The organism is Bacillus cereus group sp. MYBK108-1 (assembly GCF_051917185.1).
Taxonomy (GTDB): Bacteria; Bacillota; Bacilli; order Bacillales; family Bacillaceae_G; genus Bacillus_A; species Bacillus_A cereus.
In genome coordinates, this window is sequence record NZ_JBQAHZ010000029.1 from 44,333 (window position 1) to 61,321 (window position 16,989).

Sequence of the window (16,989 nt, forward strand, 5' to 3'; positions counted from 1 at the left end):
TGTGGAATTAATAAAAATTAGCTTATACCCTAATTAAGCATACAAAAAATGGATCACTAATGGATGTTCCTTGTCATTATACATTTGAAATATTCGTATCAAATTTATCTAATGTTTTAGGGTTTACTTTTTCCCCATCTATGTCATCTTTATTTTTTGTTTTGGATTTGCTGTTACCACCCAAGCATTCGTTAAATAACAATCTTCATGTGATAATGTAGAAGGTGAATTTATAACCTTTCCCCCTAAATATAGCGTAGCAGAAGAACCTCCATCCATTGCTATTGCATTTATAGCACCTTTTTCATATAAAATATCTTGACACTCTTTTAACGTAGCCCCTATACTATGCGTCTGTCTACCGTCAATGACTAGAAACATAATTAATCAATTAAACCTAAAACAACGTGAGCTTAACCAAATCTAGATACTGTCTTCTACGCCCTATCTTTTACTTTTCTAAAACAATTTCTGCTATTTTATTAGCATATTTTTTAGAGTCAAATCCATCATAGTTACTTAGTACTACAACAGACAAATATTCTCCTGGAAACCGCATAAAGTGAGAACGGTAACCTGCCCAGCTTCCTGAATGCTCCAAGTATCGACACTTAAAACCTTCTGCAACTCTCAGCCCAAAAGCATAATCTTCGTTTTCAATAATCGTATCTCCAGCTGGAGAAAATTTCGGGCCTATTTTGCTCATTCTTTTAACAAGTTCTTTTCCACCAACGGTGCCTGTAGTTAAATTTTCTCCCCATCTTACAAGATTTTCAACATTTGTATGAACTGCTCCATCCCCTGTATGTTCCCAAGGGCTTTCATAGACCATATATGCTCCTTGTTCATTCTTTGAATACCCTTTAGCAATTGAAATAGCTGTTGGGTAGCAATCCACAATCGTTGTGTCTTTCATGTGTAAAGGATCAAAAATACGTTCCTTTGCAAACTGACGTAGGGACTTGCCACTTACCTTCTCTACCACTAGTGACAATAAAAAATATCCTGTATTGCTATACTCAAATTTTGTGCCAATTGGGAATCTTGCAATTTGATGATTTTTAAGGTGCTTTAGCGATTCTTCCACAGTTAATATATCAGTAAATTTAATATTTTCTGCTTGAGCCAATTCCATATAATCAACTAGTCCACCAGTGTGATGAATTAGATGTCTCAATGTTACAGGTTCAGCATATGCACCTATAGAAGGGACAAATTTTACAATTGAATTATCTAAACTCAATTTCCTCTCTTGTTCTAAGAGTAATATAGAAAATGCTGTGAATTGTTTAGAAACTGAGGCTATATTAAAAACGGTATTGGTAGTTATGGGTAGATTTTTCTCTATAGAAGCTAAGCCAACTGCACCTTTATACGTTACTCCGCTATCAAAACTAGCAATATATGCAAAGCCAGGAACTTTTGGTGAAAACTTTTTTAATAATTGTTTAATCAATGTATGCGTCTTTTCATTATATGTATTATTCACCTCAATCACATCCCCTTCCCTTTAAATGATTAGAAATATATTATCCTGTTATCTTTTTCAATTACACATCTTACTTCAACTCAAAACAACATATTTTATATTTGACTACAATCAAGCACCGTCACACTGATTTCTTTAGTTTCTAAATTCTTCTCTTTATAGAGAGCTTTAATTTAGAGAGTACTATTATCCCCGAATTTACGAAATTCCCTCTTTCAATTCTAAAATTACTCATGGCAACTTAATAGATCTTTTCTAAATTGGGTCAATAACATCTAAATCAAAGATGTTATTGATCCAAATACCTATTTTACTTTTAGATTTAGAACCGATGTACTAACGAATATGAAAACTATTTACCAGTCCTCTGTAAAGATAGGTTTCAATAAAACATTCATCTACCTTAAACCTTGTTTCAAATTTAGTTATAGTCTACAAATTTTATAGTCTTCGTCTATAGTGTTTTACTTTTTCGATATGAGAATTCAAATAACCTTTTTAAACAACTTTGCTCACAAAAAAGTAGAGGCGTTCCAAATCTTTATTTTTCATTGTAGTTTCAAATGTGGGATTGGGTAGTGATGTCCTGCATCATCTGTAAGTTCCCCATTAACTTCAGCTAACTAGTTCAAGTGGAAGAGTCATGAAAGTAATCCTATATCTTTTGCCTTTTGTACTGCTTCTTCTCGATTTTTAACTCCTAGCTTCTCATAGAGATTGGAGGCGTAATTTCTTACTGTTCCGTTTGACAAGTAAAGTGTCGAAGCTATTGTTTTATAACGGCTTCCTTGTGATAATAGTTCCAAAATCTCTAATTCTCGTTTCGTCAAGCCATACTCTATTCCATCTGATCGTGATTCAAATAATCCTGTTTCTTCATTTTCTTCCCACATCCTATGGAACAAGTCATGAGTAATCATCGCGCCTCCTCGATAGACTAGACGAATTGATTCAGCTAGTTCACGCGAATCTATGGATTTCAATACATATCCATCCGCACCATTTCGTATGATTTCTTTTGCCCTTTCTGTATTCTGGAAGGTTGACAGAATGAGTACACGAATGTCCGGCCATTTTTTCTTAATCATTTTAGTTGCATGAATTCCATCCAGATTTGGCATCTCTAAATCCATTAATACTACATCTGGTTTTAGTCTCTCGCACAATTCCAAAGCCCGTTCTCCATCTTCAGCCATTCCCACTACTTGTAAATCCTCCAGTCCACTCAAAATTGTATGAAGACTTTCTCGGATAAAAGAATGATCATCGACAATACACAGACGAATTTGTTCGTTAGCCAATTGTACTTGTTTCGGTAAAACACATGAAATTAATGTCCCTTCCCCTTTTTTGGAATAAACAATGACTCTTCCTTGTGACTGACTTACACGCTCTTTCATTGCAGTTAATCCAAAGCCATCCTTCCACTCTTCTACCCCACAGCCATTATCCTGTACATCCAATCTTATCTGTTGTGGTTCAAAATGAAGTGACACAATGATTTCTGTGGAATGCCCATGGCGAACAGCATTTGTTAGTGATTCCTGTAAGCTCCGATATAGTGTCATTTTTGATTGTTTGGAGACCATATACTCTTCCCCTATTATTCGAGTACGTACATTTACTTTTGCATGTTTCTTAAATTCCTCTGTCAATTGTTGTAGTGTGGTAGCTAAGGGAAGCGACTCTTGTGATAAATCTAATTGGTGTAAATACAGTCTTACTTCTTCCATACTGTTACGGGCCAATTGTAATAATGAATCTAGCTGCTGCTCTCCTTCTTTAGACTTTAATTCCATACGCAATGTTTCCATCCCCATAATAATTGAAGTATAGGAATGTCCCATCGTATCGTGTAAGTCTTTTGAGAGCCTATCACGTTCCTCCAGTAATGTAATCCGCTCAACTTGGGATACGTACTGTTCCAATACATGTTTCTGGTTCCGAATAATTTCACTTTGACGGTAATTAATAGCCAGTAAACGAAAAAAAGAGCCCATAGCAAAAGCTAAACTGAGTTGTAGGATGATTACCCATAAATCTGTCACTTTAGAAAATATCGCAATGAGCAACGGGAACAAAATAATTGTGATAGGACCCGACCAGCGGTAAGATTTATGAACGCTATTTGCCGCAATCATAAAAGTTGGCATTAAAAAAGCAAGATACGCTAACGGAAATAATAAAGTTAAATAGAAACAAACTCCGCCAAATAATATTATTTCAGTAAATAAATAATAGCGATAGCTGAACATTAAACAAATCCAAGGTACTGAAAATGAAACGACTTCCCAAAGGATTATGATCCAAAGTGGTACTGTTAAATGATCTTGTTGTTGGATAGTCGTTGATATTAATGATAGCCAAACAATAAAGCGTATACAAAGCAAGGCCCAATCATACCAAAACCATAGTTTTAAAGTCTTAAACAAATTATCACTCCTTTATAGCTTTAAACATGAAACGCGTGTACATTCCAATAATTCGAACTAAGTCGTTTCCAATAAGATTATGTATCCAGATGAGAATGAAACCAACAATCATGACAAAAATTGCTGTCTCCAATGAATTCACTGCAATGCCCAATAAGTATATATTAAAATATTGAAAAAGTAAGGGGGTAACGATACATACTAGTGGCATTACATACAGTAAAACAGCACATATAAGACTCATTATTCCGACAAAAAATTTTTGGATGAGCCAAAAAATAGCCCTCCAGTTGCTATTATTGAGGATTGTATCTATCGCTTTAATCCATTTATCTCCTTCCTCTTTTTTTCTTGGTTCGAATAAATCTATCGATATATCTGTATAAACCTTCGTTTGAATGCGTTCATACTGAACAAACGTGTGAGTTGTTTGTAGTACCCACGCTAATAAGGGAATACCCCAAAAAATAATCGTCATTACTAATGCAAATGTAATGCTGACCAGATAGAAACAAAAGTAAAAAAAACCGGATACAAAGGTAAATAACAAGAAATAAAAATCTTGCAAAGTTTTTTGAGCTGATGCTTTTATCATTAAAATCTCTCCTCCTCATTCATTGCTAATGTGTTAAAAACTACTTTTTTAATCCTAAGTATTTTTCTGTCACATACGTTAGTGTCAAAATGTCACGGTTTGTATGACATAACCATCAATACAGCCTTATTTACTCAATTTTTGTTGTTCTTTATAAACATGACAGAAGTTTACTATCGACTATGACTCGCCGCTTGTTATACTCTGTTCATACGCTAATTCTTTATGTTAAAGATAAGATTGTGTTCCCAATCTTATCTTTTTTCTTTGCAAATTTTTTGGTACAAAAAAGGAATCCTTATAATAAGGATTCCTAAAAGAAACGACGTACCCTAATCAATTTCTTAATTTAGTTCATCACACGTATAAAGTAAACTTTAATCAGCCCTCACCAATCAGTTTTTTACGGGCAACCCACCCAGCCTAACTTCTTTGTTTTCGCTGCATTTTGAGGTTGAGCTCTTATTGTCCGTTAATGTGGGATAAATTCCTTAGTTCCTCATTTTATCTAATTAGGGAGAATTTTATTTTGTTAACTTAATGTTAATGTGCTTCTATCCCACATCGTCTCTAATTTGAAAACATTTATTTCATCTAATAATCCTTTAATAAAATAACCTAACTGACATTTCTAAACAACACTATTGACACTTAACACTATCATCAATACTACACTTCGTTGAGCCACATTATTACAAATTTATTGATGTAGTTGAGATGGACTCACTTTTTGAATTTGAACAAGTATATCAAACGCTTTACCTAATGATATATCAACAGTTTTTGGTATATCAGGCCCTTCGGTAGTTATTCCAGCGAAAATTGGATGTTGTTCGTTTAACCAAGTTTTTGTCACGCCGTTTGCCTTACGTAAATCAATAAAAAATTGATCTTTTTTAACTTGTCCAAAGATGTAGTTATAACTGCTTGAATCATCCGATTTTAATGTTCCATAGGGGCCAAATTCACCATCGCTATTCTTGACATTATATTGCCCTTCATAAACTGACGTTCCAATAGATACGTACCGTTTTCCATAATATTCTGCTAAATGCTGCCCAGCTACTTTAGGATATATAAAAGGAAGCATATTTGTTTTCGAAACGTGTCCATTATGTCCCCATACAATCGTTTTTCCTAAATGTTCTTCAGTCCACTTCGCATTTTCATACATTGCAATATCATGTTTCAAATAAAAATCTGATGGTTTATCAGGAGGTGTCGCTAACATTGTAGTAAACTGTTCAATAATACGAGCATTTTGCTTTATCCATGCAAACTCTTTAGATTTTCCATTTAAATAGCTTTTATTTTCCTCTAATAAAGCACTAATTTGTTTAGCATCTAAAACATACTTTTCTTTTTCTTCTTTCGTAAGGCTTTCAAAAGTATTCATATCCTTTGTTACAGGAATAAGACCTTTTATCTTCTCTTCTACTCTAGGCAACAGTTTTGAATTGTTCGCTTTAATATATTCTATTATATTATTATAAACATTCTCGTTTACTGATTGAATGTCCATCCCGATGATACGTACTTTCGATTTATGTTTTGGATTAGCATTATATTGCCGAATCCAATCAAGTAAAGCTAGCATTTCTTTCGTCTTAAATGTAGGTGATAGATGTTGGCTTGGGTTTCCCTTACCAGTAAGAACATATCGATCAAGTTCCAAGGCCCTATCCCATCCCTCTTCTAAAACTAGATTGGTAAAGCCCTTTTCAGATACTAAATAATTAACAATACGGTGTTTCATCGTAAAAACTTCATGAGCCCCATGCGTAGCTTCACCTAAACCTACAATTGAAGCTGAACCTACCATATCCTTAAGTGGTTTCAAATCATTGAGAGATGCAGTTGGATTAGTTGTTTTTAAAGGCTTTGCATGTGCTTCTAACCATTTCGCTATTTGATTTGTATTGTAGGGAGCCGTAACAGAAACCTCTGTTTTCGAATCTGCATAAGTATTTCCTACAAAATGAGTCATTGTTATAGCAGAAGCAACAATTGCAATAATCATTTTCTTTTTCATAAAACCCTCCTGAAATACTTACTTATTAGTTTTTTGACATGCTCTAAGGATCCCAGTTTAAACTATTAACCCCCCTATTACTGTTAAGATACATTTATTCTAATTCCTAAAACTCACTTTTTATCTGGTTTTCCTTTTTACCTACTTGCTAAATTCAGCAAGTAAAATACTTTTAAATGGATCAGGACTATCAGCTTTAAAACTGTTCAAATTGACGGCCAATGTATGCTTACCTCCAAGTGTGCCACCAGCAAAAGTGGTAAACCCTGGAACGACCCCCCTGTGTCCCCATACCGAGTCACCGTTCGGAAGCTTAGTTTCATAGATTCCAAGACCATATCCGGTTCCCTCTCTATTTGTAGGAACTGTAGTAAGCATTTGTTTTAATTGCTGTTCCTTCAGTAATTTGCCACCTAGTAAGTAAGAGAAGAATTTGTTTAAGTCATCAGCAGTAGAAATGATATCTCCGTCCGAGCTACCTGGGTTAATATAAGTAACGTCTTTTAGCTCACTTGCTCCGTCTAATTGGAAATAGCCACGGGCATGCTTGGTGCCTGGAATCACGCTTGAATTGCCAGGTAGGAATGTATTTGACAAATCAAGCGGTTCAATAATCCGATTTTCAACCTCTTCGGCATAACTGTTGCCAGTTACTTTTTCAATAAGAATCCCCAGTAATACGTATCCTGTATTTGAATAAGACCAACCCTTTCCTGGGGCAAAGTCTGGGGGAAGTGAAATCCCCATTTTGACGAATTCTTCAGCCGTATACGATTTTTTTGTATCCGTAATATCAAAGTCTTTTGAATTTGTATAGTCAGCAATACCACTTGTATGATTCAATATTTGCCGGATTGTAATCTGGTTACCATCATATCCGTTTCCTTGAATAACACCAGGCAACCATTTTTCAATGGAGTCGTCTAGATTCAAACGGTTCTCTCCAGATAATTGAAGTAGAACTGTTGCAATGAACGTCTTCGTTACACTACCAATGCGAAAGCGAAAATCTGTTTTCATTGGTTTCTTGGTGCTCAGGTCCGCTAACCCAGCGGCATAACTCCATGTTTTTCCACCCTCAGAAGTTTTAGCAAGTATTCCAGGATATCCAAGTTGCAATGTATCCCGCATTGCCTCTTTGACGGAATTACGTTCTCTTTGAGTGCTTGTTTGTAGCGAACTAGATACATTTTGCGTAGGTTCTGCTTTTACAATTGATGTTGGTGTTATGTATAACAGGGAACTTCCAGCTATTAAAAGTGATAGACTTGCACATGTAATTTTACTGCTTGTTTTCATAAAGCATTCCTCTCCTCTATTTAAATTGTATTGATGGTTGATAGCTATGTCATATGCTAACCACACAGCTATCAACTCTCCCAATGATAAAAGTCAACACTGAATTTGCAATCATCTATGCACCAATTATTTCTACAAACAACTTTCTGACCTAATAAATGATTAATTCCTCTTTTTCAGATGTATGTTAACCTCTGTAATTTCTTCTTTTCTTCCATAGAGTTTTGTTAATGAATTTGTTTTTATATAAATATATAGTATCTATTCCCCCTCTCGTTCTTCTCTACATTTTGATCATACACAATGAAAATCTCTTTTCTCTTACTCCTTTCTTACAAATTCCTTACGCTCAAAACCACTTCTATAATTCGGTGGTTTTTATTTTAAGAAAAACTCAGTTCTATTAACTTGATAGGCTAGGGTACTGCCACATGTCCATCAAATTAGGAACCTGCTTTACCCCAAATGTAAAAAAACGTTATCCTTTCCTATGATTCTAGAGAAAGAATAACGTTTTTCATGTTACGGAGGATTTTGTTTTATTAGCTTAACAGCATTTACTACCTTAATTTTAAAAAAACTTTAAAATTAAGGTATTTTTTGAACCAGAAAAGGATATTTTCAACTATAAAAACTATGACAAAATTTATCTATTTTTCCTTTTTGCCTACTTGCTAAATTCAGCAAGTAAAATATTTTTAAAAGGATTAGAATGACTAGTTTTATGGCCATTCAAATTGATGGCCAATGTATGCTTGCCTCCAAGTGTGCCTCCAGCAAAAGTAGAAAACCCTGGAGAGGCACCTGCGTGTCCCCATATCGAGACACCGTTTGGAAGTTTAGTTTCATAGATTCCAAGACCATATCTGCCGATTTCAGCAATTCCTGTAGGAACTGTAGTAAGCATTTGTTTTAGTTGCTGTTCCTTCAGTAATTTGCCACTGAGTAAGTAAGAGAAGAATTTGTTTAAATCGTCAGCAGTAGAAATCATATCTCCATCCGAGCTACCTGGGTAAGAATAAGTAACGTCTTTTAGCTCACTTTCTCCGTCATATCTTTCATATCCACGGGCATGTTTGGTACCTGGAATAACAGTTGAATTACCAGGTAGGAATGTATTCGACAATTCGAGCGGTTCAACAATCCGATTTTCAACCTCTTCCGCATAGCTGTTTCCAGTTACTTTTTCAATAAGCATACCTAGTATTACGTATCCTGTGTTTGAATAAGACCAGCCCTTACCTGGAGCAAAGTCTGGTGGAAGAGAAATTCCCATCTTTACTAATTCTTCAGCCGTATACAATTTTTTTGTATCCATAATATCATAGTCTTTTGACTTTAAGTATTCAGCAATCCCACTTGTATGATTCAATATCTGCCGAATCGTAATCTGGTTAGCATCATATCCGTTTCCTTGAATGACGCCAGGCAACCATTTTCCGATGGAGTCATCTAGATTCAAGCGGTTCTCTCCAGCCAATTGAAGTAGAACTGTTGCAATGAATGTCTTCGTCGTACTGCCAATGCGAAAGCGAAAATCTGTTTTCATCGGCTTCTTGGTTCTCAGATCCGCTATCCCGGCGGCGTAGCTCCAATTTTTACCACCCTTAGAAATTTGAGCGAGTATTCCAGGGTATCCAAGTTGGAGTGAATCTCGTATTGCTTTCTTAACGGAAGTACGATCACTTTGATTACTTGTTTGTAACGAACTAGATACATTTTGCGTGGGTTCTGCTTTTACAATTGAGGCTGGTGTTATGTATAACAGGGAACTTCCAGCTATTAAAAGTGATAGACTTGCACTCGTAATTTGCCTACTTGTTTTCATAAGATTCTCCCTCTCCTCTATTCATATTGTGTAGATGGTTATTAGCTGTTTCATACTAAGCACACAGCTATCACCTCTATTAAAAGTTCAATATTACATTTGTAATTATCTTGCTAATTATTTTTTCACAAATGCAATTGTATTCTAACAAACGATAAATCCCTCTTTTTCCGCATGTATGTTAACCCTAGAAGAACCACTCTTATTACTGGTTTGTTTTTCATAAATAAATCATGCCTATTTCCCCTTTCACGCCTCATTATATTTTTTAACATACACAATGTAGGTCTCCCCTCCCCATTTATTGTTAATGCGTTAAAAACTGCTCCTTGATTCTAAATGTTTTTCTGTCACACACGGTAGTGTCAAAATGTCATGACTTTTATGACATAACTATTAATACAGCCTTATCCACTCAATTTTGTTCTCCTTTATAAATATGACAAAAACTCACTACCTACTATGACTGGCCTCTTGCTACACTCTGTTCATACGCTAACGGGTGCTAACTCGTTTCGCTAACAAAAAAAACAAATCAATTAAAGGAGCTTACAAAAATGAAACAAGTAATTAACAAACTGGGGATCGTTGCAGTTCTTCTTTCTTCTTCAACAATGATTTCTGCGTGTTCCCAACAATTATTAGAAGCTGAAAAATCAAAACCATTAGCATCCTCAACTAATATTCAAATGATGGAAGGACCTAATAATAAAAAAGAAATAGAATCTTTTGCAGACCCGTTATTTGAAGAAAAAATGAAGAAGTATAATGTGAACGGTTCTAGTTTTGTCGTCGTTCATGATGGAAAGGTCGTTGTCAATAAAGGATATGGATATGCCAATAAAGAAAAGAAAATCCCTGTCACTAAGGACACGGTCTTTCAAATCGCTTCAGTCTCAAAAACCTTTACTGCTTTGGCTGTGATGCAGCAAGTCGATAAAGGAAAGCTTAAACTAGATCAAGATGTACAAAAATACCTTGGTGGATTACAAATTCCTAATCAAACAGGGAAACCTCTCACCCTGTTTGATATGCTTACTTATACTAGCGGGGTAGATTTTCCGGACCTCACAAATATAACTGGACCCGAATACGTTCATAATAGTATACCAATGAAAGAATTTTTCTCTAAGCATATGCCAACGGTGATACGGCCACCAGGGGAAGCTTATACGTATGATAACGTCTCATTTGCGCTCGCAGGGTTTGCAGTAGAAAATGCTACTAACACCCCTTTCTCGAAATATATGGAAAAAAATATTTTCAAACCATTAGATATGGAATCTACGAGTATGAGTTTTACGCCTGACCTTCTCAAAAGAATGGCTACACATTATGGTCCCACAGGTGATCCGATTCCAACAAGTGGGAGCGGTTTAAGTGATACACCACAAGGAGGCATTTTATCTACTGCGGAAGACATGTCAAAATACATGATTATGCAACTACAGAAAGGAACGTTTAAAGACAAAGAAATTGTAAGTAAAAAAGGCATAGATATGATGCATGCCTATCAAGTTTTTGATGATAAGACAGTCCCTGTTGCGACAATTGGATTTGAAACGCCTTTTAATAAATTTGCTAACGGTCAACATGTTGTAATGAAAGGTGGAAGTATGCCTGGGCATCAATCACTGCTGATTTTAGTGCCTGAACAAAAAACAGCATTCTTCATGTCTTACAATAATGATTCAATGATGAGTATAGACATATATGAAGCTCTCATGGATCACTATTTCCCCGCTAAGAAGAATGAAGTAAAAACAAGTTATCTCCCGTTAGAGGAAAAAGAGGCTCATAAATACTTGGGTTTATTCCAGAATACGCGTTTCGCTGCCATTCGCACTCATTTTACTTATGAAAATGGGAATTTGATTATGGAGGGTGGAACAACGGGAAAACAAGTTCTCAAAATGATTCATCCATTGTTATTTGAGGATTCAGAAGGCAATAAAGTCGCTTTCAAAAAGAATTCAGCAGGAGAAATTACATATTTTCACTACACCTCTCCTAAAAGCCTTGATTTTGTAGCAGATGCTCAGAAAATTAACAACAAATCACCGTTTGATGACGTGCCAGTAAAGAGTAAATATAGAAATCACATTGATAATCTTCATGCTCTAAATATTATGAGTGCTAAAACAGATAATCTATTTAATCCGATGGACACCATGACACAAGGAGAATTTGCGGATATGCTGTTACTTGCTCACGGATGGAACGGTTTTCCAGACGAATCCAAGGAGGCAAGGGAAAAAATGATGAATGGAATTCCAGAGTATAATCATGCTACTCCAATTACCCGACAGGTCGCAGCAACCATGATTCAAAACGTTAAGCAAATTCAAGACTTGAAACCGATTCAACCTGATAAAGCTATTAAAGTTAAATTACTTGATGCCGCAGACGACTGGGCAGTCCAATCGATTCAGGCACTTGCCTCCCAAGGAATTCTAGACCCTGATACTTCCATCAATGCTGATGGGTCCTTTATGTTCCGTCCGAAAGATCTGTTACTGCGTCAAGAAGCAAGTGCCTTGCTGGATTTATCTTTTGGTCATTATGCACTGCCTATCAAACGGTAGTAGATATTTTATCCTGGATTGAATCATAAAAAAATTGGATGCTAGTATCTTATCAATATAAAGCTAAAATAAAACAAGAAATTTTTAACTTTATAAAATTTGTATGAAAACGCAAACGATTTGAAGTATAACTCTATATTTGAAATTTTCGCCTTAAAAAAAGGAGCCTATTAGGAAATTTAATAGGTTCCTTCCTTTAATTTAATAGGCGTTATACACTGTAAATATGTTGAGTTAAATCTTTAACCTCCTCTAAAATAATTTTCTTAAAAGATAGAATTCTTACATGCTTGTAAGGTAAATGTAAGACAATTCAATATGAGGACTATAATGCTTTAGATTAAATTATATATAGCCAATAAAAGAATAGGAGATAACAACTATGAGTATATTAACAGTCCGTAACTTAAGTAAAATTTATAATACAGGAAAAGTATCTTATAAAGCTCTTTCCAATATTGATTTGACAATACAAAAAGGAGAATTTGTAGGAATTATGGGAGCATCAGGCAGTGGCAAATCAACTTTACTGAATATGATTTCTACTATTGATGCACCCACATCAGGAGAAGTATTTATTAACGAAAAAAATCCCCATTGTTTATCTTCTAATGATTTAGCATTATTTAGACGCCGTGAACTAGGGTTTGTCTTTCAATCCTTTAACCTTATGAATACGCTAACTGTAAAAGAGAATATTGTTTTACCACTTACATTAGATAATGTAAGTTTGAATGAAATGAACAACAAAGTAGAAGTCCTTTCCAAAAAACTAGGGATTGAACAGATTTTAAATAAAAGAACCTATGAAATTTCAGGAGGACAAGCTCAACGAACCGCCATTGCTCGTGCCCTTATTCATTCTCCTCAATTAATATTAGCAGATGAACCAACAGGAAATTTAGATTCAAAAGCGGCAAATGATGTGATGGAACTCCTAAAGAAATTAAATCAAGATCAACAAGTAACTATGATGCTAGTGACACATGATCCCGTAGCTGCGAGTTACTGTGATCGAGTAATCTTCATTACAGATGGATCTTTTTATAATGAAATTTATTGCGATGACAATCGTTCAAAATTTCACAAAGATATTACAGATGTACTATCTTTACTAGGAGGTAATTAACATGAATTTTCGTCAACTTGTATATAATAATGTCACTCGTAATAAACGATTATACCTTGGACATTTTTTGAGTAGTACATTTGCCGTGATGATTCTATTTACTTTTGAATTGCTTGCATTTCATCCTAATTTCACTGGAAATCTTGTATCGACCAGTGAAACCATGAGTTCTTTAAGTACAAAAGGATTTAAAATTGCTCAATATCTAATTATATTTTTCTCCTTCTTTTTCATTCTCTATTCTATTACTATGTTTTTAAAAACAAGGAAAAAGGAATTTGGGATTTTATTACTCCATGGCATGTCTAACGCACAATTAAAAAAGCTAATTTTCATGGAAAATATGTTAATTGGATGTTCTGCAATTATTGTTGGGATTGGACTTGGATTAGTTTTTGGAAAATTAATCTTACTGATAAGTGGTTCCCTTTTCCTGTTAAAAGGTGGGCTTCCATTTCATTTTCCTACTAATGCAATTTTAGTGACATCTCTTATGTTTTTTATTTTATTTATACTTGTCTCTTTTTTCACTGTACGAGTAATGAAGGTATCACAGCTAATTGAACTCATGAAATCTGAAGAAAAACCAAAAGCGGAACCAAAGTCATCTAAATGGCTAGCTTTCTTCTCAATTCTTTGTATTTGCATTGGATATGCCTCAGCGTTTTATTTGGATATGGCATTAAAAAAAGGAATTGAGATATATGTTCTATTACTATGTGTTTTCTTAACTGTATTAGGAACATACTTTTTATTTACTCAGCTCAGCTTTTATGTCATTACAATATTGAAAAATCGTCAATACACTTTCTTTAAAAAAACCAATATGTTAATGCTTTCAGAGTTAACATATCGAATGACAGATAACGCACGAACACTCTTTCTAGTAAGTATACTTTCCGCAGTTGCCTTTACCTCTATTGGTGCTTGCCTTTCTATTGGAAATGGCGCATTAGCGGAAGTTAACAGTCCTTATGCATTTGAATATAAATCATATAAACACAACAAGGAGGAGGCATTTCATATTTCTCAAATAGAGAAACAATTACATAATGATGGATTCTCATATAAATTAGTAACTTCTACTGGTTTTAATACAACAAGTCACGCAACACCAATTATGAAACTGACTGATTACAACGCAACTGCCAAAACACTAGGATATCCAGCAGAAACGTTAAATAAGGAAACAGACAGTCTAATCCTACCATCAAAAATGTATCTGAGAGTAGCTCCTCAAGAGAAATTAAAGAAACTGTCTTCATCCCTTACACTGGAACACGGTACTATGAATTATAATTTTTCTGATAATAAAATATTAATGGATAATATTATCAGCCCATCTAATAATTTTTCTGTCGTTGTTTCGGATTCAATGTACGAAACAATGCTAAATACACAGTTAGGAGAAGCAAAGATCGATCAGTATATAGACTATCGTTTTTTAATTAAAAACATGTATGAAACAGCAGATATGGCTAAAAAACTTACAAAGATAATTCCAAATGATTATAGAAGCGGACGCCCACCTTTTATATTTGATTCCCCGGTATTAAAATGGTTAGAAGGTAAACAAGTGAATGCGATACTATCTATTCTCAGTGTACTAGTAGGTGTTGTATTTTTTATATTTACAATTAGTTTCTTATACTTCCGTTTATTTACAGATTTAGATCGAGATAAAAGCCAATTTCAAATGCTTTCTAAATTAGGGTTAACTAAAAGAGAGATAAAAAAAATTGTAACCCAACAAATTAGTATATTATTTTTTATACCTATTGTGATTTCTGTTCTTCATAGTAGCGTGGCCTTCTTGGCAATAAGGTTTTTAGCGCAGAGCAGACACATAGACTTACCTATTGCAGGAAATTCTATTCTCATATTCACGAGCTTTATTAGTGTGCAAATAATTTACTACCTTATTATTAGAAGAAGTTATTTGCGTCAAATACTTCATTCCATAAATTAAAGTGAAAAATAAGAGAAATACTGATGGCATTCCGTATATATACCTCTTACTTAAAGTCACTTTTTTAATGAGTTAATAAAATCCTTTGTTTTACCGATGGAGTAGCACCACATCTCTATCAAGCTAAGAAAATAAAATTCCTCTTAAAATGAAAAAATACGCTATTCTTTCTGCAGAATCAGAGGAAGGGATAACGTATTTTTTGCTTTATGGATAATGTAAAATCTTATTTTGACGGCGATTTGATGTGCTCCTTATATAATTGATTCATGTTTATTCATTATCCGTGCAATCTTTTTTATCTATTATTCTTTATAAATTGCAAAATTTAAAGCAGGCAAGGAATTCTATTTTTTATAAACAGGTGGAATACTTTGTGGGAAATTGAAAATATCTTCTGGATCGTATTTAGTTTTCACTTGAGTCAATCGTTTGAAGTTTTCACCATAATATAAATCTGACTAATCTTTCATTATTCAAGTTGAAATAAAATTGTTTGCAAAGAGATTCTTCCGATATTTGGTATCATATACCTTAGATAAATTAGGTAGAGAAATAGAATTTTTTAACAGGAAAATAATTTATAGCAGGAAGAATATAATTATATTAATGTGTTTTGAATTGTACCTTTAAGGAGATGTTGTCGATGAGAAAATATTTCTATTTCATTAAGCAAAAAAACAAGGGGATAACGTATCACTAGCCCATAAACTACGTGGTTCCTCCTCAATATTGGAAGGAGAGTATCAGATTGAAGAAAATTTATTTAAAGGCTATTGACAAAAGTAATTGGAAAGAAGCAATTAGACTTTCTGTTAAAAAAGAACAACAAACATTTATTGCATCCAACCTTTATTCTATCGCAGAAGTTCAATTTCTAGATAACTTCTATGCAAAAGGGATTTATTTTGATGAGAAAATGATAGGATTTACTATGTTTGGGATAGATCCTGATGATAATAATTATTGGATTTATAGACTTATGATTGATGAAAAATTTCAAGGGAAAGGTATAGGTAAACAAGCTATATATCTGGTAATTGATGAGATAAGAAGAAATAATAATGCAAACATTTCTATAATAATGATTGGATATGCTCCTGAAAACCTTACAGCTAAATTTGTATATAAAAAAGCAGGATTTATTGAAACGGAATTATCATCTTGGGGTGAACAGTTAGCTAAGTATTCCTTGTAAGCACTTGAATCTTTTAGACTTATTAAAGAAAAGAGTCTGATAGTATAGTAATGAAGATAAGAAATAATTAAACTTTTTTCAAACACGATTTTTTTGTACTCTTAATGGTTCTAATATGTAAATAAAAAGTAGGAGGAGCCTATCATGACAGACTCCTCCTAAAATACAACTCTCGTATACATATCGGAAATGAATTTATTTTACTAATAATGAATATTCACCATTTTTATCATCGAATTTATATACATTTAAATAATATTTCCCTGATTTCGCTACGAATTTTCCCTTTATAGTATTTCCTTCATCTTCACCACAAGCTACATAATTTTGCATGTCTGATTCATGATAAAGTACCCATGTCATCCCAATATTTTGTTCATTTACCACAGAAATATCTACTTCTTTTGGATCTGTAACATTAAACGTATAAACA

At 34.0% G+C, this 16,989-nt stretch carries 11 protein-coding genes and 2 pseudogenes; 4 read left to right on the forward strand and 9 right to left on the reverse strand.

Going from position 1 to position 16,989, the window contains the following annotated elements; translation table 11 throughout:
• Nucleotides 1–76: 76 nt before the first annotated feature.
• The 7 genes and pseudogenes from ACTFSL_RS26665 to ACTFSL_RS26695 all read right to left on the reverse strand — a co-directional run.
• Nucleotides 77–384, reverse strand: a pseudogene (locus ACTFSL_RS26665) (phosphodiester glycosidase family protein); the annotation flags it as partial.
• Nucleotides 385–451: 67 nt separating this feature from the next.
• Entirely contained in the window at nt 452–1,489 is a 1,038-nt protein-coding gene (locus ACTFSL_RS26670; protein WP_088338293.1) for a serine hydrolase domain-containing protein, read from the reverse strand.
• Between the two features lie 641 nt (nt 1,490–2,130).
• On the reverse strand, nt 2,131–3,921 hold the full coding sequence (locus tag ACTFSL_RS26675) for a helix-turn-helix transcriptional regulator (RefSeq protein WP_063538666.1): 1,791 nt from the start codon (nt 3,919–3,921) through the stop codon (nt 2,131–2,133).
• A gap of 4 nt (nt 3,922–3,925) precedes the next feature.
• A complete protein-coding gene (locus tag ACTFSL_RS26680; RefSeq protein WP_088338292.1) occupies nt 3,926–4,516 on the reverse strand; it encodes a sensor domain-containing protein in 591 nt (196 codons plus the stop codon).
• A 700-nt stretch (nt 4,517–5,216) separates the two neighbouring features.
• Nucleotides 5,217–6,548, reverse strand: coding sequence for an erythromycin esterase family protein (locus tag ACTFSL_RS26685; protein ID WP_059303786.1), 1,332 nt, complete (start codon nt 6,546–6,548; stop codon nt 5,217–5,219).
• 141 nt (nt 6,549–6,689) lie between these two features.
• The gene (locus ACTFSL_RS26690; protein WP_088338291.1) at nt 6,690–7,847 is read right to left on the reverse strand and encodes a serine hydrolase domain-containing protein; all 1,158 of its coding nucleotides are present in this window, start codon (nt 7,845–7,847) and stop codon (nt 6,690–6,692) included.
• Nucleotides 7,848–8,514: 667 nt separating this feature from the next.
• Complete coding sequence (locus ACTFSL_RS26695; RefSeq protein ID WP_088338290.1) at nt 8,515–9,675, reverse strand: serine hydrolase domain-containing protein; 1,161 nt, start codon at nt 9,673–9,675, stop codon at nt 8,515–8,517.
• 557 nt (nt 9,676–10,232) lie between these two features.
• Between ACTFSL_RS26695 and ACTFSL_RS26700 the strand changes: the two genes are divergently transcribed.
• The 3 genes from ACTFSL_RS26700 (at nt 10,233) to ACTFSL_RS26710 (ending at nt 15,358) form a co-directional block, all read left to right on the forward strand.
• The gene (locus tag ACTFSL_RS26700; protein ID WP_088338289.1) at nt 10,233–12,260 is read left to right on the forward strand and encodes a serine hydrolase; all 2,028 of its coding nucleotides are present in this window, start codon (nt 10,233–10,235) and stop codon (nt 12,258–12,260) included.
• A 382-nt stretch (nt 12,261–12,642) separates the two neighbouring features.
• The gene (locus ACTFSL_RS26705; RefSeq protein ID WP_088338288.1) at nt 12,643–13,389 is read left to right on the forward strand and encodes an ABC transporter ATP-binding protein; all 747 of its coding nucleotides are present in this window, start codon (nt 12,643–12,645) and stop codon (nt 13,387–13,389) included.
• A gap of 1 nt (nt 13,390) precedes the next feature.
• Nucleotides 13,391–15,358, forward strand: a complete 1,968-nt coding sequence (locus tag ACTFSL_RS26710; RefSeq protein ID WP_088338287.1) for an ABC transporter permease — start codon at nt 13,391–13,393, stop codon at nt 15,356–15,358.
• Nucleotides 15,359–15,705: 347 nt separating this feature from the next.
• Here the strand turns inward: ACTFSL_RS26710 and ACTFSL_RS26715 are convergent.
• A pseudogene (locus tag ACTFSL_RS26715) lies at nt 15,706–15,810 on the reverse strand (BBE domain-containing protein); the annotation flags it as partial.
• 299 nt (nt 15,811–16,109) lie between these two features.
• On the opposite strand from ACTFSL_RS26715, the gene ACTFSL_RS26720 reads away from it, so the two are divergent.
• Nucleotides 16,110–16,556 carry a GNAT family N-acetyltransferase gene (locus ACTFSL_RS26720; protein ID WP_063538682.1) on the forward strand — a complete coding sequence of 149 codons (447 nt, stop codon included), beginning with the start codon at nt 16,110–16,112 and terminating at the stop codon, nt 16,554–16,556.
• A 195-nt stretch (nt 16,557–16,751) separates the two neighbouring features.
• Here ACTFSL_RS26720 and ACTFSL_RS26725 read toward each other — a convergent pair.
• On the reverse strand, nt 16,752–16,989 hold a 238-nt coding region (locus ACTFSL_RS26725), incomplete at its 5' end, for a PPC domain-containing protein (protein ID WP_440042675.1).

Bases quoted from the DNA above. Each gene is read 5' to 3' on its own strand.
- ACTFSL_RS26680 (WP_088338292.1), bottom strand. From the start codon at position 4,516: ATGATAAAAGCATCAGCTCAAAAAACTTTGCAAGATTTTTATTTCTTG.
- ACTFSL_RS26695 (WP_088338290.1), bottom strand. From the start codon at position 9,675: ATGAAAACAAGTAGGCAAATTACGAGTGCAAGTCTATCACTTTTAATA.
- ACTFSL_RS26685 (WP_059303786.1), bottom strand. From the start codon at position 6,548: ATGAAAAAGAAAATGATTATTGCAATTGTTGCTTCTGCTATAACAATG.
- ACTFSL_RS26700 (WP_088338289.1), top strand. From the start codon at position 10,233: ATGAAACAAGTAATTAACAAACTGGGGATCGTTGCAGTTCTTCTTTCT.
- ACTFSL_RS26690 (WP_088338291.1), bottom strand. From the start codon at position 7,847: ATGAAAACAAGCAGTAAAATTACATGTGCAAGTCTATCACTTTTAATA.
- ACTFSL_RS26705 (WP_088338288.1), top strand. From the start codon at position 12,643: ATGAGTATATTAACAGTCCGTAACTTAAGTAAAATTTATAATACAGGA.
- ACTFSL_RS26710 (WP_088338287.1), top strand. From the start codon at position 13,391: ATGAATTTTCGTCAACTTGTATATAATAATGTCACTCGTAATAAACGA.